At 72.8% G+C, this 20,230-nt stretch carries 16 protein-coding genes; 8 read left to right on the top strand and 8 right to left on the bottom strand.

Annotated features, from left to right (window positions below; translation table 11 throughout):
• Positions 1-33: 33 nt before the first annotated feature.
• Positions 34-945: a LysR family transcriptional regulator gene (locus ACFWJO_RS22460; RefSeq protein WP_384415287.1), complete on the bottom strand. Its 912-nt coding sequence runs from the start codon at positions 943-945 to the stop codon at positions 34-36.
• A 151-nt stretch (positions 946-1,096) separates the two neighbouring features.
• Between ACFWJO_RS22460 and ACFWJO_RS22455 the strand changes: the two genes are divergently transcribed.
• Both ACFWJO_RS22455 and ACFWJO_RS22450 read left to right on the top strand, forming a co-directional pair.
• Positions 1,097-2,020: an EamA family transporter gene (locus ACFWJO_RS22455; protein ID WP_386867675.1), complete on the top strand. Its 924-nt coding sequence runs from the start codon at positions 1,097-1,099 to the stop codon at positions 2,018-2,020.
• Positions 2,017-2,583, top strand: a complete 567-nt coding sequence (locus tag ACFWJO_RS22450) for an AAA family ATPase (protein WP_386867673.1) — start codon at positions 2,017-2,019, stop codon at positions 2,581-2,583. Before ACFWJO_RS22455 ends, ACFWJO_RS22450 begins: the two co-directional genes overlap by 4 nt.
• Positions 2,584-2,607: 24 nt before the next feature.
• Here ACFWJO_RS22450 and ACFWJO_RS22445 read toward each other — a convergent pair whose 3' ends face one another.
• Together ACFWJO_RS22445 and ACFWJO_RS22440 are read right to left on the bottom strand one after the other, a co-directional pair.
• A complete protein-coding gene (locus ACFWJO_RS22445) occupies positions 2,608-4,359 on the bottom strand; it encodes a hypothetical protein (protein WP_386867671.1) in 1,752 nt (583 codons plus the stop codon).
• Positions 4,360-4,717: 358 nt separating this feature from the next.
• Entirely contained in the window at positions 4,718-5,845 is a 1,128-nt protein-coding gene (locus ACFWJO_RS22440) for a LacI family DNA-binding transcriptional regulator (protein ID WP_386867669.1), read from the bottom strand.
• A gap of 129 nt (positions 5,846-5,974) precedes the next feature.
• Here ACFWJO_RS22440 and ACFWJO_RS22435 point away from each other — a divergent pair, with 129 nt between their 5' ends.
• The 3 genes from ACFWJO_RS22435 to ACFWJO_RS22425 are packed head-to-tail and all read left to right on the top strand — an operon-like array spanning position 5,975 to position 9,143.
• On the top strand, positions 5,975-7,132 hold the full coding sequence (locus ACFWJO_RS22435) for a Gfo/Idh/MocA family protein (protein ID WP_386867667.1): 1,158 nt from the start codon (positions 5,975-5,977) through the stop codon (positions 7,130-7,132).
• Positions 7,129-8,343: a dihydrodipicolinate synthase family protein gene (locus ACFWJO_RS22430; RefSeq protein WP_386867665.1), complete on the top strand. Its 1,215-nt coding sequence runs from the start codon at positions 7,129-7,131 to the stop codon at positions 8,341-8,343. The genes ACFWJO_RS22435 and ACFWJO_RS22430 overlap by 4 nt, the downstream gene beginning before the upstream one ends.
• Positions 8,344-8,369: 26 nt before the next feature.
• Positions 8,370-9,143: a sugar phosphate isomerase/epimerase family protein gene (locus ACFWJO_RS22425; RefSeq protein ID WP_386867756.1), complete on the top strand. Its 774-nt coding sequence runs from the start codon at positions 8,370-8,372 to the stop codon at positions 9,141-9,143.
• A 160-nt stretch (positions 9,144-9,303) separates the two neighbouring features.
• On the opposite strand, the gene ACFWJO_RS22420 is transcribed toward ACFWJO_RS22425, so the two are convergent.
• On the bottom strand, positions 9,304-9,786 hold the full coding sequence (locus ACFWJO_RS22420; protein ID WP_386867663.1) for a hypothetical protein: 483 nt from the start codon (positions 9,784-9,786) through the stop codon (positions 9,304-9,306).
• A gap of 371 nt (positions 9,787-10,157) precedes the next feature.
• On the opposite strand from ACFWJO_RS22420, the gene ACFWJO_RS22415 reads away from it, so the two are divergent.
• Both ACFWJO_RS22415 and ACFWJO_RS22410 read left to right on the top strand, forming a co-directional pair.
• A complete protein-coding gene (locus ACFWJO_RS22415) occupies positions 10,158-12,383 on the top strand; it encodes an ATP-dependent RecD-like DNA helicase (RefSeq protein WP_386867661.1) in 2,226 nt (741 codons plus the stop codon).
• A 179-nt stretch (positions 12,384-12,562) separates the two neighbouring features.
• A complete protein-coding gene (locus ACFWJO_RS22410; protein WP_384415311.1) occupies positions 12,563-13,852 on the top strand; it encodes a citrate synthase in 1,290 nt (429 codons plus the stop codon).
• A gap of 442 nt (positions 13,853-14,294) precedes the next feature.
• Here ACFWJO_RS22410 and ACFWJO_RS22405 read toward each other — a convergent pair whose 3' ends face one another.
• The 3 genes from ACFWJO_RS22405 to ACFWJO_RS22395 all read right to left on the bottom strand — a co-directional run bounded on the left by ACFWJO_RS22405 (position 14,295) and on the right by ACFWJO_RS22395 (position 17,936).
• Positions 14,295-16,553, bottom strand: coding sequence for a heavy metal translocating P-type ATPase (locus ACFWJO_RS22405; RefSeq protein WP_386867658.1), 2,259 nt, complete (start codon positions 16,551-16,553; stop codon positions 14,295-14,297).
• A gap of 72 nt (positions 16,554-16,625) precedes the next feature.
• Entirely contained in the window at positions 16,626-16,844 is a 219-nt protein-coding gene (locus tag ACFWJO_RS22400; protein ID WP_384415317.1) for a heavy-metal-associated domain-containing protein, read from the bottom strand.
• A 126-nt stretch (positions 16,845-16,970) separates the two neighbouring features.
• A complete protein-coding gene (locus tag ACFWJO_RS22395) occupies positions 16,971-17,936 on the bottom strand; it encodes a PrsW family intramembrane metalloprotease (RefSeq protein ID WP_386867656.1) in 966 nt (321 codons plus the stop codon).
• A 64-nt stretch (positions 17,937-18,000) separates the two neighbouring features.
• Here ACFWJO_RS22395 and ACFWJO_RS22390 point away from each other — a divergent pair, with 64 nt between their 5' ends.
• A complete protein-coding gene (locus ACFWJO_RS22390; protein ID WP_386867655.1) occupies positions 18,001-19,272 on the top strand; it encodes a cation:proton antiporter in 1,272 nt (423 codons plus the stop codon).
• 165 nt (positions 19,273-19,437) lie between these two features.
• On the opposite strand, the gene ACFWJO_RS22385 is transcribed toward ACFWJO_RS22390, so the two are convergent.
• Positions 19,438-20,079: a TetR/AcrR family transcriptional regulator gene (locus ACFWJO_RS22385; RefSeq protein ID WP_386867653.1), complete on the bottom strand. Its 642-nt coding sequence runs from the start codon at positions 20,077-20,079 to the stop codon at positions 19,438-19,440.
• Positions 20,080-20,230 lie beyond the last annotated feature (151 nt).

Here is a 20,230-nt window from a genome sequence, read left to right as displayed (position 1 = left end):
GGTCAAGGATCCGCGCAAGAAAACGCGTCCCCGTCACCTGGCCGCTGCCGCCTCCGGCCACAGCTCCTGGAGCGTGCGCACCGTCTCCGTGATCGCCGGCCGTCGCGCGGCACCGGCCCGCCACAGCGCCCACAGCCGCCGCACCGGGACCGGGTCGAGCCGCAGCGCCGCCACCTCCGGCGGCAGCGGACCGCGCCCCAGCCGCGGTACGAGCGCGATGCCGAGGCCGGCCGCGACCAGCGCCACCTGGGTGTGGTTCTCCTCGGCCTGATGGGCGATCAGGGGCTCGTAACCGGTCGCCCGGAGCGTCCGGATCAGCCAGTCGTGGCACACCGTCCCCGGCGGCTGCGTGATCCACCGCTCCCGGCTCAGGTCCTCGCGCCGCACCGCGTCCCGCGCCGCCAGCGGATGGTCCCGCGGCACCAGGACGTCGCAGCCGTCGTCGCCGACCACCGCCTGCTCCACGCCCGGCGGTACGGGCAGCGCGGCGATGTCCCAGTCGTGCGCCACGGCCAGGTCGAGCACGCCACGGCTCACCAGGTCCACCGACAGGTGCGGGTCCACCTCCGTCAGGCGCGCGTCCAGCGCGGGGTGACGGCGGGCCAGGTCGGCGAGCACCCGGGGCATCAGACCGCGCGCGGCGCTCGGGAAGCAGCCGATCCGCAGCCGGCCGGCCGGCAGTCCGCGCCGCTCCTCCAGGCGCACCTCGGCCTCCTCGACCATCGCGAGCAGCCGCTCGGCGGTGTCGGCGAGCTGGCGGGCGTCGTCGGTGAGGCGGACGCCCCGGCCGCTGCGCTCCAGCAGGGTCGTCCGGGTCTCCCGCTCCAGCTTGGCGATCTGCTGGGAGACGGCGGAGGGGGTGTAGCCGAGGGCGGCGGCCGCCGCGCCGACCGTGCCGTGCACGGCGACCGCGTGCAGCGCCCGCAGACGTCCGAGATCCAGCACCGAAGCCTCCCGCGAGGGGTTGGATGTCGCCGTGCTTCATCCGACGTGGATGTAGCAGTGCCTCATCCGACGTGGATGTAGCAGTGCTTCATCCAACCATGAAGGAATCCGTGCTGGTGCTACACAGTCCGGCCGGGTGATGCTCAAGGGCATGCGCCCCGCTCACCTCGCCCTCGCCGCCCTGGTCACCGCCCTCTGGGGCGTCAACTTCGTCGTCATCGAGATCGGCCTCGACCACTTCCCGCCACTGCTCTTCTCCGCCCTCCGCTTCCTGGTCGCCGCGCTGCCCGCCGTCTTCTTCGTCGGCCGCCCGAAGGTCGCCTGGAAGTGGATCGCGGGCGTCGGACTCGCCCTCGGCGTGGCCAAGTTCGGACTCCTCTTCACCGGCATGAGCCTGGGCGCGCCGGCCGGTCTGTCCTCGCTGGTCCTCCAGGTCCAGGCCGTGTTCACGGCGCTGTTCGCCTTCCTCGCGCTCGGCGAGCGGCCCGGGCGCGTCAAGCTGCTCGGCATGGCCGTGGCCCTCGCCGGCATCGGGGTCGCCGCCGCCGACGAGGGCGCCTCCAGCTCCCTGACCGGCTTCGCCCTGGTGATCGCCGCCGCCGTCGCCTGGGGCGTGTCCAACGTCCTCACCCGCAAGGCCGCCCCGCCCGACCCGCTCAACTTCATGGTGTGGGTCAGCACCGTGCCCGTCCTGCCGCTGCTCGGCCTCTCCCTGCTCGTGGAAGGCCCCGCACGCGACCTGGCCGCGCTGCGGGCCCTCGACCCGGCGGGCGTCGGCGTCATCGTCTTCGTCGCCTGGGTCGCCACCGTCTTCGGCTTCGGCGCCTGGGGCTGGCTGCTGCGCCGTCACCCGGCCTCCTCGGTGGCCCCGTTCTCGCTGCTCGTCCCGGTCTTCGGCATGACCTCGGCCGCGCTCTTCCTCGGCGAGTCGGTGAGCCCGCTGCGCTGGTGCGCGGCCGCGCTGCTGGTCGGAGGAGTGGCACTGACCTCGCTGAATATCCGGAGGCGGAACGACGGGGAACCCAGTAGCGTGCGCCCCGACCCCGTCCGTGTCGCCGTGGAAGAGCGTGCATGACCTTCGAGAACGTCACCGTCGACAGCCCCGTACCCGCCCCCGGCACCGTCCTCCTGGTCGGCATTCCCGGCAGCGGCAAGAGCACCGTCGCGGCGGCACTCGCGGCCCGGTTCGAGCGGTCCGCGCGCATCGAGGTGGACAAGCTCCAGGAGCTGATCGTCCAGGGCGGCCACTGGCCCACGCCCGACGGCGACCCGGAGGCCGACCGGCAGATCCTGCTGCGCGCCCGCAACGCCTGCCTGCTGGCCGACAGCTTCCACAGGGCCGGCTTCCTGCCGGTCGTCGACGACGTGGTGGTCCGCCGCTCCCACCTCGACTACTACCGCTCCCAGCTGAGGACCGGCCCGCTCCACGTGATCGTCCTCGCCCCGGGCCCGGAGAAGGCCTGGGAGCGCAACAACGCCCGGGACAAGCGGCTGACCACCAACTGGGCTCCGCTGGACGAGGCCATGCGCGCCGAACTCGCCGGCGAGGGCGTCTGGATCGACAACGCGGAGCAGACGGTCGAGGAGACCGTGGCCGCGGTGCTGAGCGCGACGGGGCTCGCGGCCACGGGTCTCTGATTCCGTGCGGTGGTGCGTGCGGGCTCAGCTCACCCGGGTCCGCACGGTCGCCGTGTTGTTGATCTGGTTCGGGTCGGGCGTGTCGCTGCTCACCTTCGCGGTGTTGACCACCGTGGTCCCGGCGTTGGCCCGGACCGTGATGACGATCTGGGCGGCCTTCGACGTGTTCGCGGCGAGGTCACCCAGTGCGCACGTCACGGTGTCGGTGGAGCCGGACGGCGGGACGACGCAGCTGCCGTGGGTGGAGATGGCACTGACGAACTCCCCGTCGGCGGGCAGGGTGTCGTCGAGGCGGACGTCCTCGGCGGCCGTCGGACCGTTGTTCTTGACGGTGAGCGTGTAGGTCAGGTTCTGGTCGTGCGCGACGGGGTTGGGCGCGCTCTTGATGGCGATGGCGAGGTCGGCGCTCGGCCGCTTGACGGCCAGCGTGTGGTTGTCGCCCGTGCCGATGGCGCCCACGCCGTCCAGGAAGCGGGTGCAGGGAGCGGTCTGGCCGAGGGCGCAGACCCGGACGGGGACGGTGCTGCCGGTGGTGGTGCCGTTGCCCAGCTGGCCCGAGCCGTTGCTGCCCCAGGCGCGGACGGTGCCGTCCGTGTGGAGGGACACGCTGTGGAGGAGGCCGCCGGAGACGTCTTTGACCCCGGTCAGGAAGCTGGCGCACGGCGCGGTCGTTCCGGGCGCACAGACCCTGACGGGGACCTTGCTGCTGGTCGTGGTGCCGTTGCCGAGCTGGCCAGAGCTGTTGTCGCCCCAGGTGCGGGCGATGCCGTCGGCCGGCACCGCCAGGCTGTGGATGACACCGGCGGCGACCGACTTCACCCCGGTGAGCCCGCTGACCTGGACCGGCACGCTGCTGTTGGCGTTCGTGCCGTTGCCGAGCTGGCCGGCGCCGTTGCCTCCCCAGCTCCGCACGGTGCCGTCGGTGCGCAGGGCCAGGCTGTGCGCTCCGCCTCCGGCGACGGCGGTGACGCCCGCGAGGAAGTCGGTGCAGGGGGCGGTCGCTCCGACGGCGCACACCTCCACGGGGACGTTGCTGTTGGTGGCGGTGCCGTTGCCCAGCTGACCGGTGCTGTTGTTCCCCCAGGCGCGGACGAAGCCGTTGGTCAGTGCCGCCAGGCTGTGGAGGTCGCCGGCGGCGATGGCGGACACGTTGGTGAGCCCGCTGACCTGGACCGGCACGCTGCTGTCGGCGTTCGTGCCGTTGCCGAGCTGGCCCGAACCGTTGGCGCCCCAGGCCACGACGGTGCCGTTCCCCCGGAGGGCCACCACGTGGGTGGCGCCTGCGGCGACGGCGGTGATGCCCGTGAGGAAGTCGGTGCAGGGGGCGGTCGCTCCGACGGCGCACACCTGCACGGGGGTGGTGCTGTTGGTGGTGGTGCCGTTGCCCAGCTGTCCCCGGCTGTTGCTGCCCCAGGCCCAGACGGTGCCGTCGGCGCGCAGCGCCACGCTGTGGGCGATGCCGGCGTCGACGGCGATCACGTCGTCGAAGGGCGTGGGGCACGGGGCGCCGCCGCAGATCCGGACCGGAGTGGTGCTGCGCAGGGTCGTGGTGCCGTCGCCGAGCTGGCCCGCGCCGTTGCTGCCCCACCCGAGACCGATCCCGGGTTCGGCCGCCCGGGCGTCGGCGGCCGCCCGTACGCCGTCGGTCCGCCCGTCCTCGGCCTGCGCGGTCTGCCACGCCGCCGGGGCCAGACCGCTCCACAGCAGTGCCGCCGCACCGATGGCCGCGGCGCGCTTTCGCGTGGACCGGCCGGGCAGCAGGAGTCTTCCGCTCATGATCACCTCTCGGTTCAGGGGTGGGGCTTCTGAGCGGAAGCCTTCGGGCACGGCAACCGGTCGGCGACTTGCGCGGGTCATCCGGCTGATCACTCCGATGGCGCGGGCGCGGCCAGACGGCCTAGGGGGTGTCTCGCCGATCATGCCGGGCTCGCGACGTCTGGCACCGCGCCTCGCCGCGTTGCCGAAGCGCCCCGATAGCTCCGCTATCGAGCCACTCCGGCGCCTTGCGACGCGTCCCCTCGGCCCTGGCGGGCCTGGGGAGACCCCATGCACCAGACGCCGCTCCCTGATCCGGCCTGATCGACGAGACACCCCCTAGGCGCGAGGCGGGTCAGGACCGGGTCCTGAGCCCGCGTCAGGCGCGCGGCGCCGCCGTCGACCCCCGTACCACCAGCTCCGCCGCGATCGTCGCCACGCCGTCCGCCGGAGGCGCCTCCGTGCCGAGCGCGAGGCGGCCCGCGCGGGCGCCCGCCTCGTGCAGGGGGAGGCGTACGGTCGTCAGGGCGGGCACCGCGTCGATCGCGAAGGGCAGGTCGTCGAAGCCCGCCACCGAGACGTCGCCGGGGATGCTCAGGCCGCGGTCGCGCAGCGCCGCGCAGACGCCGAGCGCGACCGTGTCGTTGGCGGCCACGACCGCCGTCAGGCCGGGCTCCCGGTCGAGGAGTTCGGCGGTCGCCTCATGGCCGGACGCGCGGTCGTAACGGCCGTGCACCGTCGGCCCCTCGGCGACTCCCGCCGCCGCGAGCGCCGCGCGGTGGCCCTCCAGGCGGTGCCGGGTGGTGGTGCGGTTCTCGGGGCCCGCCACGTAACCGATCCGCCGGTGGCCGAGCGCGAGGAGGTGCTCGGTGAGCCGCCGCGCGCCGGTCCGGTTGTCGAAGGCGAGCGTCGCGGCGACCGGCGGCCCGCCGGCCGGTCCACCGGGCGCGGGCCGTTCGAGGGGCGGCCGCCCGCACAGCACCACCCGGGTGCCGGCCTCCGCGAGCCGGGCCAGCTTGGCCGTCACCGCCGCGAGGTGTTCCGGGTCCTCCAGGGAGCCGCCGGTGAGGATCACGGCGGCGGCCCGCTGCCGCTGGAGCAGGGTGAGGTAGGTGAGTTCGCGCGCGGGCGAGCCGCCGGTGTTGCAGACCACGGCCAGCTTCTCGCCGCCCGCCTTCTCGCTCGCGGCCGGCCCGGCCTCCGCCGACCGGTCGCCGCCGGGCGCGCCGGGCCCGCCGCTCTGGGCGCCGATGGCGCCCTGCGCCGCCCCGGCCATGATCCCGAAGAAGGGGTCGGCGATGTCGTTGACGAGGATGCCGACCAGGTCGGACGTGGCGGCGGCGAGCGAGCTCGCGGGGCCGTTGGGCACGTAGTCCAGCTCGTCGACCGCGCGCATGACCCGCTCGCGGGTGGCGGCGGCGACCGGATAGTTGCCGTTGAGCACGCGGGAGACGGTCGCGGGGGAGACCCGGGCGCGGGCGGCCACGTCCGCCAGGGTGACGGTCATCGCGTGCGTACCTCCAGAGGCCTTGTCGGCGGTGATGTCGGCAGGCTAGCGTCATGCCCGATAGAAAGCGCTTTCCATCGGACTTTCGGTCAGCGCGAAGCACGGCCCGCCCAGGAGAGGACCACCTTCGTGACACGCAGAACCGTCCGCATCGCCATGAACGGCGTCACGGGACGCATGGGCTACCGCCAGCACCTCGTCCGCTCGATCCTCGCCCTGCGCGAACAGGGCGGACTCGACCTCGGCGACGGCGAGACCCTGTGGCCCGAGCCGGTCCTCGTCGGCCGCCGCGAGCCCGCGCTCCGCGCCCTGGCCGAGCGCCACGGCCTCACCGAGTGGTCCACCGACCTGGACGCCGTCCTCGCCGACGAGACGGTCGACGTCTACTTCGACGCCCAGGTCACCTCCGCCCGCGCCGACGCGATCACCAGGGCCATCGCGGCGGGCAAGCACGTCTACACCGAGAAGCCCACCGCCGGAGACCTCGCCGGCGCGCTCGAACTCGCCCGCCTCGCCGAGGAGAAGGGCATCCGCCACGGCGTCGTCCAGGACAAGCTCTTCCTGCCCGGCCTGCGCAAGCTCAAGAGGCTGGTCGACGGCGGCTTCTTCGGCGAGATCCTGTCCGTCCGCGGCGAGTTCGGCTACTGGGTCTTCGAGGGCGACTGGCAGGACGCCCAGCGCCCCAGCTGGAACTACCGCGCCGAGGACGGCGGCGGCATCGTCGTCGACATGTTCCCGCACTGGGAGTACGTGCTGCACGAGCTCTTCGGCCGGGTCACCTCCGTCACCGCCCAGGTCGCCACGCACGTCCCGCGCCGCTGGGACGAGGCGGGCAAGCCGTACGAGGCGACGGCCGACGACGCCGCGTACGGCATCTTCCAGCTGGAGGGCGGCGCGATCGCGCAGATCAACTCCTCCTGGGCGGTCCGCGTCCACCGCGACGAACTCGTCGAGTTCCAGGTCGACGGCACCCACGGCTCCGCCGTCGCCGGACTGCGCGGCTGCCGGATCCAGCACCGCGCCGCCACCCCGAAGCCGGTGTGGAACCCGGACCTCCCGCTGAGCGCCGGCGAGTCCTTCCGCGACCAGTGGCAGGAGGTGCCGGACAACGCCGAGTTCGACAACGGCTTCAAGGCGCAGTGGGAGCTGTTCCTGCGCCACGTCGTGCTCGGCGAGCCGTACCACTGGGACCTGCTCGCGGGCGCCCGCGGCGTCCAGCTCGCCGAACTCGGCCTGCGGTCGGCGGCGGAGGGCCGCCGGCTCGAGGTCCCGGAGGTCTCGCTGTGAGCCCGTCCGTGATCCTGCTGCCCCAGCCGGGCGGGGAGCTGCGGGCGTACGCGCCCCGCGCCGAACCGCCCGCACCGTCCGGGACCGGCCCGCTGACCTCCCGTACGGTCTTCTCGGCCGCCCATGTCGTCGCCGACCCGTACGCCGACACCAGCCCCGGCTCTCCCGCCGCCGTCGACTGGGACGCGACGCTCGCCTTCCGCAGGCACCTGTGGTCCCACGGTCTCGGCGTCGCCGAGGCGATGGACACCGCGCAGCGCGGCATGGGCCTGGACTGGGCCGGCGCGGCGGAGCTGATCCGCCGGTCCGCCGCCGAGGCGAAGGCTGTCGGCGGACGGATCGCCTGCGGAGTCGGGACCGACCAGCTGACGGGGTACGACCGCCCGACGCGGTCCGGTCGGCCGGCGGGAGCCGATCGTGCGGCGGCCGGTGACCTGGCCGAGATCCGCAAGGCGTACGAGGAACAGCTCGCCGTCGTCGAGGAGTCGGGCGCCCAGGCCGTCCTGATGGCCTCGCGCGCCCTGGCCGCCACCGCGAGGGGCCCCGAGGACTACCTGGAGGTGTACGGCCACCTCCTGCGGCAGGCGGCCGAGCCGGTGATCCTGCACTGGCTCGGCCCCATGTTCGACCCGGCGCTCGAGGGCTACTGGGGATCGGACGACCTGGACGCGGCCACGGAGGTGTTCCTGGAGGTCATCGCCGCCCATCCGGACAAGGTCGACGGCATCAAGGTCTCGCTCCTGGACGCGCGGCGCGAGGTCGAGCTCCGGCGGCGGCTGCCGCAGGGCGTCCGCTGCTACACGGGCGACGACTTCCACTACCCGGAGCTGATCGCCGGGGACGCGCAGGGCTTCAGCCACGCGCTGCTCGGCATCTTCGACCCGCTGGGCCCGCTGGCGGCGGAGGCGGTACGGACGCTCGACACGGGTGACGTGACCGGCTTCCGCGAGCTCCTGGACCCGACGGTGGCGCTCTCCCGCCACCTCTTCCAGGCGCCGACCCGCTTCTACAAGACGGGCGTCGTGTTCCTCGCCTGGCTCGCCGGCCACCAGGAGCACTTCACGATGGTCGGCGGCCTCCAGTCCGCCCGCTCGCTCCCGCACCTGGCCCGGGCGTACGAACTCGCCGACGGCCTCGGCCTGTTCCCCGACCCGGCGCGCGCCGCGGCCAGGATGCGGTCCCTGCTGGACGTGTACGGAGTCCCCCGGTGAACATCGAACGCTTCGGCATCAACCAGATGACCGTCCGGCAGCTGCCCCTGCCCGAACTGGTCGCCCAGTGCGTGCGGCTGGGCATCCCGGGCATCGGCCTGTGGCGCGAACCCGTGAGGGAGTACGGCGTCGAGGCGGCGGCCGCGCTGGTGCGGGACGCCGGGCTCGCCGTGACCACCCTGTGCCGGGGCGGCTTCTTCACCTCCGACGGGTGGGAGGCCGACAACCGCGCGGCGATCGACGAGGCGGCGGCCCTCGGCACCGACACCCTGGTCCTCGTCTCGGGCGGCCTCCCGCCCGGCGGCCGCGACCTCGCCGCCGCCCGCGCCCGCATCGCGGACGCGATCGGGGCACTGGCCCCCTACGCGGGCGAGCGCGGCGTCCGGCTCGCCATCGAGCCCCTCCACCCCATGTACGCCTCCGACCGCTGCGCGGTCTCCACGCTGGACCAGGCCCTGGACATCGCGGAACGCTTCCCGGCCGACCAGGTGGGCGTGGTCGTGGACACCTACCACCTCTGGTGGGACGACCGCGCCCCGTCCGCCGTCGCCCGCGCGGGCGCGGCCGGCCGCATCCACTCCTTCCAGCTGGCCGACTGGACCACGCCGCTCCCCGCCGGAGTCCTCAACGGCCGGGGCCAGTTGGGCACGGGCGCGATCGACCTGCCGGCCTGGTGCGCGCTGGTCGCGGAGGCCGGCTACGAGGGCCCGGTGGAGGTCGAGCTGTTCAACGACGAGCTGTGGGCCCGGGACGGCGTGGAGGTCCTGGAGGAGACGCTGAAGGCGTTCCTGGAGGTGTGAGGCAGGGCGCGGGGGACGCTCTCAGGTACCGCACGCGCTCCCGCCGAACGCCGCTGCGACGACGAACGGCGCTCCGTCCCGGGAGCGGGGCGGAGCGCCGGACGTCGCGTGCGGAGCCGTCCGCCCGGTCGGCCCGGCCGACGGCTCCCGGCGGCTCAGGTCAGCACGGACGGATGTGGTACACCGGCGTCCACGAGGCCGTGCCGCTCTGCGGGGCCCGGCTGGTCCACCGGAGGCTGCCGTCGCTGTTGTAGAACCTCGCGACGGTGCCCGAGGTCTGGTTGTTGTTGAAGTAGCCGTCGCCGACGCCGTAGAAGTCGTAGTAGCCGCAGTAGTAGTAGTCGTAGCGGTTGCCGTTGCCGTCCTGGATGCACAGATGGCCGTAGTCGCAGCTGATGGCGGCGGTGCCGGCGGAGCCCGGGGTGGCGAAGGTGACGGATCCGCCGGGCATGGTCGCCTTGTCCGCGGCGATCCGACGCTCGCCGGGATGGCTCGCCAGATACGCGGCGACCTTTCGCTGGACCGTGTCGGTCCCGGCCGCCTCGTCGGCCGCGGGCGTCGCCGCCGCGGTGCCGGCCAGCAGGTGGCCCGCGGCCAGTACCGCGGCCGCACCGGTCATCGCCAGCCTCTTGATCAGCTTCATGCCGCTGCTTCCCCCTCAGAAGTCGATGGACACGACTGCGGACGAGTCGTGACTGCCGTTCTTCCGGCACGCTCATCGTGGCGGCGGCGCGAGCCACCGCTGAAGGACGAAACCGGCCGGAGCCGTGGCAGGGGCCGCCGCCTTGACACGGCCGCCCGCGCTCGCGGCGAGGGCGCCGTCGCCCGTGACGCGCGCGGTGACCTGGCCCGACGGCCCCCGGACCGGCCCGACCGGGCACGCCGGCCGCGGCGCCCGGGCAGCCGGTGCTGGCGAGTGCCCGCCGCACGCCGGGACGGCGGCCCGCGCGCGGCTTCCCCAGGCGGACGTCCACAGGCCGCCCGCTTGTCGGAGGGCTTCGCTACCGTCTGATCATGTCCAGCGAAGCGCGCGGGCCCGCAGTGGTCGAAGGGGTCCTGGAGCGGATCACCTACGCCAACGAGGAGAACGGGTACACGGTCGCCCGGGTCGACACCGGCCGCGGTTCCGGCGATCTCCTGACGGTCGTCGGGTCGCTGCTCGGCGCCCAGCCGGGGGAGTCCCTGCGCATGGAGGGCCGCTGGGGCTCCCACCCGCAGTACGGGCGGCAGTTCACCGTGGAGAACTACACGACCGTCCTGCCGGCCACCATCCAGGGGATCCGCCGCTATCTGGGCTCCGGTCTGATCAAGGGCATCGGGCCCGTCTTCGCCGACCGCATCACGACCCACTTCGGTCTGGACACCCTGCAGATCCTGGAGGAGTCGCCCGCGCGCCTGATCGAGGTCCCGGGCCTGGGCCCCAAGCGCACCAGGAACATCGCCGCGGCCTGGGAGGAGCAGAAGGCGATCAAGGAGGTGATGGTCTTCCTCCAGGGCGTCGGCGTCTCCACCTCCATCGCCGTGCGGATCTACAAGAAGTACGGGGACGCGTCGATCTCCGTGGTGAAGAACCAGCCCTACCGGCTGGCCGCCGACGTCTGGGGCATCGGCTTCCTCACCGCCGACCGGCTCGCCCAGGCCGTCGGCATCCCGCACGACAGCCCCGACCGGGTCAAGGCGGGGCTGCAGTACGCGCTGTCGCAGTCCACCGACCAGGGCCACTGCTTCCTGCCCGAGGAGCGGCTCATCTCGGACGCCGTGAAGCTGCTCCAGGTCGACACCGGGCTCGTCATCGACTGCCTGGGCGAGCTCGCCGAGGACCCGGAGGGCGTCGTACGGGAGAAGGTGCCCGGGCCCGAGGGCCTGCCCGTCAACGGGATCTACCTGGTCCCGTTCCACCGGGCCGAGCTGTCCCTCGCCGCCCAGCTCCGCCGGCTCCTCACCGCCGACGAGGACCGGCTGCCGGCCTTCCGGGACGTCGCCTGGGACAGGGCCCTGGCCTGGCTCGCCGACCGGACGGGGGCCTCGCTCGCGCCGGAGCAGGAGCAGGCCGTCCGCCTCGCCCTGACCCGCAAGGTCGCGGTGCTCACCGGCGGACCCGGCTGCGGCAAGTCGTTCACGGTCCGCTCGATCGTGGAGCTGGCCCGCGCCAAGCGGGCCAAGGTGGTGCTCGCCGCGCCCACCGGGCGGGCCGCCAAGCGGCTCGCGGAGCTGACCGGCGCCGAGGCCTCGACCGTGCACCGGCTCCTGGAGCTGAAGCCCGGCGGCGACGCCGCGTACGACCGGGACCGGCCGCTCGACGCCGATCTGGTCGTCGTCGACGAGGCCTCCATGCTGGACCTGCTCCTCGCGAACAAGCTGGTCAAGGCCGTGGCACCGGGTGCACACCTGCTGCTCGTGGGAGACGTGGACCAGCTGCCGTCGGTCGGCGCGGGCGAGGTGCTCGCGGACCTCCTCGCGCCGGGCAGCCCGGTGCCGGCCGTCCGGCTCACCCGGATCTTCCGCCAGGCGCAGCAGTCCGGGGTCGTGACCAACGCGCACCGGATCAACGAGGGGCTTCCGCCCGTGACGGACGGCCTGCCGGACTTCTTCCTCTTCGCCGAGGAGGAGACCGAGGACGCGGCCCGGGTCGCCGTGGAAGTGGCGGCCCGTCGGATTCCGGCCAGGTTCGGGCTCGACCCGCGGCGCGACGTCCAGGTCCTCGCGCCCATGCACCGGGGCCCCGCCGGTGCCGGCGCGCTCAACGGGCTGCTCCAGCAGGTGATCACCCCGGCCCGGCCCGACCTCCCGGAGAAGCGCTTCGGCGGCCGGGTCTTCCGTGTCGGCGACAAGGTCACCCAGATCCGCAACAACTACGAGAAGGGCGCCAACGGCGTCTTCAACGGCACGGTGGGCGTGGTCACCGCCCTCGACCCGGTCGAGCAGCGGCTCGTCGTGCGCACCGACGAGGACGAGGAGGTGCCGTACGGGTTCGACGAGCTGGACGAGCTGGCCCATGCCTACGCTGTGACCATCCACCGATCCCAAGGCAGCGAGTATCCGGCGGTGGTGATCCCGGTCACCACGAGCGCCTGGATGATGCTCCAGCGGAACCTGCTCTACACGGCCGTCACCCGGGCCCGGAAGCTCGTCGTCCTGGTGGGCTCGCGCAAGGCGATCGCCCAGGCGGTGCGTACGGTCTCGGCCGGGCGCCGCTTTACCGCACTGGCGCACCGGCTCACAGGGGGCTCCGTCGTGTGAAAGATCACGGAGGACTTCCGGAACCGGGGCGAAGGGGGCAGGATGAGCAGGTTGACGGCACTGAGTGCCGCCAATTGGCCCAATGGTCGACCCCGAGTGCACTCTCCTGAGCCAAATGGGGGATGGTAGAGACAGTCAGGGCACCTCGAAGAAGAGGCACTACGTCGGTGAGGGATGACGTGAGCGACAACTCTGTAGTACTGCGGTACGCGGACGGTGAATACACCTACCCGGTGGTCGAGAGCACCGTCGGCGACAAGGGCTTCGACATCGGGAAGCTCCGAGCCCAGACCGGGCTGGTCACCCTTGACAGCGGATACGGCAACACCGCCGCCTATAAATCCGCCATCACCTACCTCGATGGTGAGCAGGGCATCCTGCGGTACCGCGGCTACCCCATCGAGCAGCTGGCCGAGCAGTCCACCTTCCTGGAGGTGGCGTACCTGCTGATCAACGGTGAGCTGCCGAAGGCGGAGGAGCTCTCCACCTTCCAGAACGAGATCACCCAGCACACGCTGGTCCACGAGGACGTCAAGAACTTCTTCCGCGGCTTCCCGCGTGACGCCCACCCGATGGCGATGCTGTCCTCCGTGGTCTCCGCGCTGTCCACCTTCTACCAGGACAGCCACAACCCGTTCGACGAGAAGCAGCGCCACCTCTCCACGATCCGGCTGCTCGCCAAGCTGCCGACGATCGCGGCGTACGCGTACAAGAAGTCGATCGGCCACCCCTTCGTCTACCCGCGCAACGACCTCGGGTACGTCGAGAACTTCCTGCGCATGACCTTCTCGGTCCCGGCCCAGGAGTACGAGCTGGACCCGGTCGTGGTCTCCGCGCTCGACAAGCTGCTGATCCTGCACGCGGACCACGAGCAGAACTGTTCGACGTCCACCGTCCGCCTGGTCGGCTCCTCGCAGGCGAACATGTTCGCCTCGATCTCCGCCGGCATCTCGGCCCTGTGGGGCCCGCTGCACGGTGGCGCCAACCAGTCCGTCCTGGAGATGCTCGAGGGCATCCAGGCCAACGGCGGCGACGTCGACTCCTTCATCACCAAGGTGAAGAACAAGGAGGACGGCGTCCGCCTGATGGGCTTCGGCCACCGGGTGTACAAGTCCTTCGACCCGCGCGCCAAGATCATCAAGGCGGCGGCGCACGACGTCCTGTCGGCCCTCGGCAAGTCCGACGAGCTGCTCGACATCGCGCTGAAGCTCGAGGAGCACGCGCTCTCCGACGACTACTTCGTCTCGCGCAACCTCTACCCGAACGTGGACTTCTACACGGGCCTCATCTACCGCGCGATGGGCTTCCCGACCGAGATGTTCACCGTGCTCTTCGCCCTCGGCCGCCTCCCGGGCTGGATCGCCCAGTGGCACGAGATGATCAAGGAGCCGGGTTCCCGCATCGGCCGCCCGCGCCAGATCTACACCGGCGAGGTCCTTCGCGACTTCGTCCCGGTCGAGGCCCGCTGACCGCAGCCGGTCTGACGCCTGGCGAAAGCGCCCCACCGCCGATCCCCCCACGGGTCGGCGAGCGGGGCGCTTCCCATATCCCCGGTGCGGATTCCCCCCACGGGATCCGGGCCGGGCGTCTGCTCGCGCGGTCTGCCGGGGTACGTACGGGAGGGCCGCTCAAAGCTCCCCGGTGCACGTGCCCCGGCCGCGCTTGCCTGGAGACGTCCCCCAAGACCTCTCCATGAACGTCCCCCAAGACGTTCTCGGCATCGCCCACTTAGACTCGCGAACAGCCCAGATGGTTACCCCCCAATATCTGTGATCTAGATCTCTTTGTGAAGGTCCTGTGCGTCACGTGTAGGTGAATTCGCGTGATCATGGAGTGATCGTGACGTGGTCATGACCTGGTCGTGGCGTGCTCTTGGCCTCGTCCCGGCCCGGCGGGCGGGCCCGGCGCCGCTCAGCGGAAGCGGCGCAGCCGCAGGCTGTTCGTCACGACGAAGACCGACGAGAAGGCCATCGCCAGCCCGGCGATCATCGGGTTGAGCAGGCCGGCCGCCGCCAGTGGCAGCGCGGCCACGTTGTAGCCGAAGGCCCAGCCCAGGTTGCCCTTGATCGTGGCCAGGGTGCGGCGGGAGAGCCGGATGGCGTCCGCCGCGACCCGCAGGTCGCCGCGGACCAGGGTGAGGTCGCTCGCCTCGATCGCGGCGTCCGTGCCGGTGCCCATGGCCAGCCCCAGGTCGGCCGTGGCCAGCGCCGCCGCGTCGTTCACGCCGTCGCCGACCATCGCCACCGTGCGGCCCTCGGCCTGCAGCCGCCGCACCACGTCCACCTTGTCCTGGGGCAGCACCTCGGCGATCACCTCGTCGATGCCGACCTCCGCCGCCACCCGCTCGGCCACCGCCCGGCCGTCGCCGGTCAGCAGCACCGGCCGCAGGCCGAGGCCGCGCAGCCGGGTCACCGCCTCGGCGCTGGTGTCCTTGACCGCGTCGGCGACGGTCAGGGTGCCGCGGGCCCGCCCGTCCCAGGCGACGTGCACGACGCCGGGGCCGGCCTCCGCCGGCACCTCGATCTCCTCGGCCGCGAGCAGGGCCGCGCGCCCGACGAGTACCAGATGGCCGTCGACCGAGCCGCGCACGCCGAGGCCGGGCACGTTCTCGAAGGACTTCGGTACGGGCAGCTCGCCCACCCGCGCGGCGGCGCCGGCGGCGACGGCGCGGGCGACCGGGTGCTCGGAGGAGTGCTCCAGGGCGCCCGCGAGGCGCAGCAGCTCGTTCTCGTCGGTGCGGGCGGTGCCGTACGCGCCTCCGTACACGTGCACCCCGGTCAGTTCCATGCGGCCGGTGGTGACGGTGCCGGTCTTGTCGAGGACGACCGTGTCGACGCGCCGGGTGGACTCCAGGACCTCGGGGCCCTTGATCAGGATGCCGAGCTGCGCGCCGCGCCCGGTGCCGACCAAGAGCGCGGTCGGCGTGGCGAGGCCGAGCGCGCAGGGGCAGGCGATGATCAGGACGGCGACGGCCGCGGTGAAGGCGGCGGTCGCGCCCTGCCCCGTGCCCAGCCAGAAGCCGAGGGTGCCGAGGGCGAGGGCCAGCACGAGCGGCACGAAGACGGCGGAGATCCGGTCGGCGAGCCGCTGGACGGCGGCCTTGCCGTTCTGGGCGTCCTCGACGAGCCGGGCCATCCGGGCGAGCTGGGTGTCGGCGCCGACCCGGGTGGCCTCGACGACCAGCCGGCCCGAGGCGTTGACGCAGCCGCCGGTGACGGCGTCGCCGGGGACCACGTCGACCGGCACGGACTCGCCGGTGAGCATGGAGGCGTCGACGGCGGAGGCGCCCTCGGTCACGGTGCCGTCCGTGGCGATCTTCTCGCCCGGCCGTACGACGAAGCGGTCGCCGACCCGCAGCGCGGCCACCGGCACCCGTACCTCCGTGCCGTCCCGCAGCACGGCCACGTCCTTGGCGCCGAGCCGCAGCAGGGCGTGCAGGGCCGCGCCGGCCTTCCGCTTGGCGCGGGCCTCCAGATAGCGGCCGAGGAGGATGAAGGTGATCACTCCGGCCGCCACCTCCAGGTAGAGGGCGGAGGAGGCGTGGTCGCGGGTGACGGTGAGGTCGAAGTCGTGGCGCATGCCGGGCATGCCGGCGTCACCGAGGAAGAGCGCCCACAGCGACCAGCCGAAGGCCGCGAGGGTACCGACCGAGACGAGGGTGTCCATGGTCGCGGCGCCGTGCCGCAGATTGGTCCAGGTCGCGCGGTGGAAGGGCAGCCCGCCCCAGACCACGACGGGCGCGGCGAGGGTGAGGGAGAGCCACTGCCAGTTGTCGAACTGGAGGGCCGGGACCATCGACAGGAGCACGACGGGGAGCGAGAGCACGGCGGAGACCGTGAGCCGCTGCCGCAGCGAGGAGAGCTCCGGGTCCGCCTCGGGCTCGCCGCCCTCGCCCGCTCCGGCGGCCTCCGGCTCCCGCTCCGGCGCCGGTTCGGGCTCCGGCGGCGGGGGCTCCTCGGCGGTGTAGCCGGTCTTCACGACGGTGGCGATCAGCTCCGCGACCGGCAGCTCGGCCGGGTGTTCGACGCGCGCCTTCTCGGTGGCGTAGTTGACCGTCGCGGTCACGCCCTCCATGCGGTTGAGCTTCTTCTCGACGCGGGCGGCGCAGGAGGCACAGGTCATGCCGCCGATCGTGAGCTCGGTGACGGCGGAGGTCGTGAGCGTGTCCATGGGCGGGTTCCAAACGGGAGCAGGGCCGTACGTAGTCACGGTACGGCCCTGCGGGGGTGTTCCGGAGGCCGGTCAGGCGGCCGGGCCCACCAGCTCGTAGCCGGCCTCGTCGACGGCGGCGCGGACGGCCTCCTCGTCGAGCGGGGCGGCGGAGGTCACGGTGACCTCGCCCGTGGCGGCGACGGCCTTGACCGCGGAGACGCCGGCGATGCCGGAGATCTCCTCGGTGACCGCGCCCTCGCAGTGGCCGCAGGTCATTCCGGTGACCTTGTAGACGACGGTGGTGGACATGTCGGTCTCCTCTTCGAGGGCGGTGCGCTTCGCGTGCGGTGCGACTCGCGGTGGTGCGGGCGGTGCGTGCGGTGCGCGGTCCGGTGGTGCGCCGGGCCGTACGCCGTCATACCACCCAGTGTACCCCTAGGGGGTATCAAGCGGGTCGGTGGTCCGGTCGCGCCGGGCGAGTGAGCGCAGCCACAGCAGTCCCGCCGCCGTCACCAAGGCCAGACCGCCCACCGAGAAGAGGGTGAACAGGTGCTCCTGCCGGGAGGTCGGGTCCGGCAGGTAGCCGTGCGCGAAGAGCGAGCGGTCCAGGTCCGTCGTGGTCAGCCGGAGCACCAGCCACAGCGCGATGCCGTGCATGGAGTCCCAGAGCGCGTGCAGCACGGCCACGCCGAGGTACGTGGCGACCACCGGCCCCGCGAGGCGGAAGCGGCCGTCGGGGCGGCGCCAGGCGAAGAGCGCGGCGCCGGCGATCGCCGTCCACAGGCCGTGGCCGAAGGGTGCGAGCACCCCGCGCAGGATCTCGGTCTCCAGGAGCGAGCGCAGGTCGATGCCGTCCATGGTGACGGCGGCGTTGAAGGCGTACCCGGCGCTCTCGAAGGCCGCGAAGCCGAAGCCGACGGTGCCGCCGAGCACCAGGCCGGCGCGCGTCCCGCGCAGCCACGGCCGGTGGCGGACGACGAACATCAGCGCCGCCAGCTTCACGGCCTCCTCGATGAGCCCGACGCCGAGGAACATCCACAGGGAGGGGTGCAGCAGGTAGTACTCCATGACCGAGGCGCCGAGCACCCCGAGCACCCCGCCCGTCACGAAGCAGCCGAGCACCGCCGGCACCCCGAAGTCCCGGCCGTGCCGCTCGTACGCCCACAGCACGAAGACCGCCGGGACCAGGAAGCTGCCGAGGAGGATCAGCGTCGGCAGCAGGGTGGTGTTCTCCGTGGCGTACGTGACGACCGCGGTGAGCGCCCAGAGCGCGAGCCCGCCCCACAGGCAGCGCTTCCACAGGCCGGGGCGCACGGCGTCGACCGCTGCGGGCGGGGCCGGCGCAACCGGCGGCGGGGTCTGTGTCCGGGGCGGCGGGCCGCCGCCGTACTGGTCGTGCACAGGAAGACCTCCAAGTCCCTCCGTCGGCCGGGCATCTGACCGGAGCTTATGGTAAATACCCGATATGTCGCATTCGGGGACCACGCTGATCCTGATCATGGCGATCGCCGTCCTGGCGCCGCTGCTCGCCTACGGGGTCGGCCGCCGGCTCCCCGTGCCCCTCGTCATCTTCGAGATCCTGCTCGGCATCCTCGTCGGCCCCGACGTCCTGGGCTGGGCGAGCTCCGACGCGCTGATCGACGGGCTCTCGCAACTCGGCCTCACCATGCTGATCTTCCTCGCGGGCTACGAGATCGAGTTCGGCAAGGTCCGCGGTGACACCCTCAGCCGCTCGCTGTGGGCCTGGGTGATCGCCCTCGCGCTCGGCCTCGCCACCGGGGTGCTGCTCGGCGGCGGCTACGACAAGGGCGTGTTCATCGGAGTGGCGCTCACCAGCACCGCGCTGGGCACGGTCCTCCCCGTGCTGCGGGACTCCGGCGACCTGCACGGCCGCTTCGGCTCGGTGGTGATGGCCTTCGGTGCCGTCGGCGAGTTCGGGCCGATCATCGCCATGGCGCTGCTGCTCAGCGGCCGCAGACCGGCCGAGTCGGCCGCCCTGCTCGCCGTGTTCGCCGCGCTCACCGCCGCCGCGGTGTTCTGGGCGCTGCGCCCGCGTCCGCCGTGGTTCTCGCGGGTGGTCGCCCGTACGCTGCACACCAGCGGGCAGTTCGCCGTGCGCTTCGTCTTCCTGCTGATCGCCCTGATGCTGGGCGCCTCCACGGCGCTCGGGCTCGACGTGCTGCTCGGCGCCTTCGCCGCCGGGCTCATCACCCGCCTCGTGCTCACGGGCGCCGCGCCCGAGTCGGGGCCGCAGATCCTGGAGAAGGTCGAGGCGGTCGGCTTCGGCTTCCTCGTCCCGGTGTTCTTCGTCGTCACCGGCATCGAGTTCGACCTCGACTCGCTGCTCTCCGGCGGCCGCACGCTGCTGCTCCTGCCAGTCTTCCTGCTGCTCTTCCTGGTGGTGCGCGGCGGACCGGTCTGGTTCCTCGCCCCGCGCGACCTGGGCCGGCGGGACCGGGGCGGTCTCGTCCTCTACGGTTCCACGGCGCTGCCCCTGGTCGTCGCCATCACCACCATCGGCGTGGACGGCAAGGCGATGACGGCGGGCGAGGCGGCGGCACTCGTCGGCGCCGGCATGGTCTCCGTGCTCGTCTTCCCGCTGCTCGCACTGAAGCTGCGGGCGCGGACCGGAGCGGGCGCCGGAAAGGGCGCCGGGAAGGGCGCTGGGACGGGCGAAGCCGGGACCGGCGGCAGGGCGTTGGCGGGCGACGAGGTCACGGGCTCGGAGACGTGGTGAGCCGCGGGTCCGGGGTCGTGCGGGTGACGGGGGCGGCGTGAGGGGTCAGGGGGCGGGCGGCACGAGGGTCACGGGGGCAGTGGCGTGGCGAGCCGCAGGCCCGGACGTCGTGAGGGGTCACGGGGTCGGTGCCGTGGCGAGTGCCGGCCCGGGTGTCGTGAGGGATCACGGGGTCGGTGCCGTGGCGAGTGCCTCGCCGATGACCGGGTCGAGATAGCGCAGCAGTGCCGTCTTCGTCTCCGTGATCACCGCGTCCCGCTCCGCGCCCTCGGGTGCGGCCAGGATCAGGGCGAGGCCGGCCTTCACGATGGCGAAGGTCATGTCGGCGATCCGGGCGTGCTGGGAAGGGTCGCCGTCGGGCAGGTAGTGGCCGAGGAGATCGCCGACCCGGGCGAGCAGCGAGGCGTGCAGGGCGTCGTGCTCCTCGGCGATGCGGCCCGGGATCTCGGAGCCGTGCATGAGGGCGAGGAAGACCGGGTTCTCGACGTTGAACGCGATCAGCGGGTCGAGGACGGCGTCGAGGAGGCGGGGAAGCGGCAGGGCGAGGTTCTCGGGCGTGAACGCCTGGCCGTGGTACTCCCGCATCTGGGCGAGCAGTCGGTCGCCCAGCTCGATCGCGATGGCTTCCTTGTTCGGGAAGTACTGGTAGAGCGTGCCGGGGGAGACGCTCGCCTCGCGGGCGATCGCGTTCGTGCTGGTCGCCGTGTAGCCGTTGGCGCAGAACACGTTCGCGGCGGCCTGGAGCAGCTGAGCGATGCGGCGCTCGCCGCGGGCCTGGCGGCGGCGCGGCTTCGGTTCCTCGGGCATGGCTGTCCCCAGCTCTCTGAACGCGATTGACAAACACGAGAGGTCGCTCGCATTCTTGAGAAACGCGAGTGATCGCTCGTGTTTGCCCATTCTATGGGCAATGGGCGACCCATGCGGCCTGCCGGGAAGCGAGCGCACGGGTCACGGTGAA

This window comes from Streptomyces sp. NPDC127092, assembly GCF_042722475.1.
Classification (GTDB): Bacteria; Actinomycetota; Actinomycetes; order Streptomycetales; family Streptomycetaceae; genus Streptomyces.
This window is presented reverse-complemented; position numbering and strand designations above follow the sequence as displayed.

What these genes read in the sequence shown, in the direction of transcription:
- ACFWJO_RS22455 (WP_386867675.1), top strand. Translation starts at nt 1,097, where the DNA reads ATGCGCCCCGCTCACCTCGCCCTCGCCGCCCTGGTCACCGCCCTCTGG.
- ACFWJO_RS22450 (WP_386867673.1), top strand. Translation starts at nt 2,017, where the DNA reads ATGACCTTCGAGAACGTCACCGTCGACAGCCCCGTACCCGCCCCCGGC.
- ACFWJO_RS22445 (WP_386867671.1), bottom strand. Translation starts at nt 4,359, where the DNA reads ATGAGCGGAAGACTCCTGCTGCCCGGCCGGTCCACGCGAAAGCGCGCC.
- ACFWJO_RS22440 (WP_386867669.1), bottom strand. Translation starts at nt 5,845, where the DNA reads ATGACCGTCACCCTGGCGGACGTGGCCGCCCGCGCCCGGGTCTCCCCC.
- ACFWJO_RS22425 (WP_386867756.1), top strand. Translation starts at nt 8,370, where the DNA reads ATGACCGTCCGGCAGCTGCCCCTGCCCGAACTGGTCGCCCAGTGCGTG.
- ACFWJO_RS22420 (WP_386867663.1), bottom strand. Translation starts at nt 9,786, where the DNA reads ATGAAGCTGATCAAGAGGCTGGCGATGACCGGTGCGGCCGCGGTACTG.
- ACFWJO_RS22415 (WP_386867661.1), top strand. Translation starts at nt 10,158, where the DNA reads ATGTCCAGCGAAGCGCGCGGGCCCGCAGTGGTCGAAGGGGTCCTGGAG.
- ACFWJO_RS22405 (WP_386867658.1), bottom strand. Translation starts at nt 16,553, where the DNA reads ATGGACACGCTCACGACCTCCGCCGTCACCGAGCTCACGATCGGCGGC.
- ACFWJO_RS22400 (WP_384415317.1), bottom strand. Translation starts at nt 16,844, where the DNA reads ATGTCCACCACCGTCGTCTACAAGGTCACCGGAATGACCTGCGGCCAC.
- ACFWJO_RS22390 (WP_386867655.1), top strand. Translation starts at nt 18,001, where the DNA reads ATGTCGCATTCGGGGACCACGCTGATCCTGATCATGGCGATCGCCGTC.
- ACFWJO_RS22385 (WP_386867653.1), bottom strand. Translation starts at nt 20,079, where the DNA reads ATGCCCGAGGAACCGAAGCCGCGCCGCCGCCAGGCCCGCGGCGAGCGC.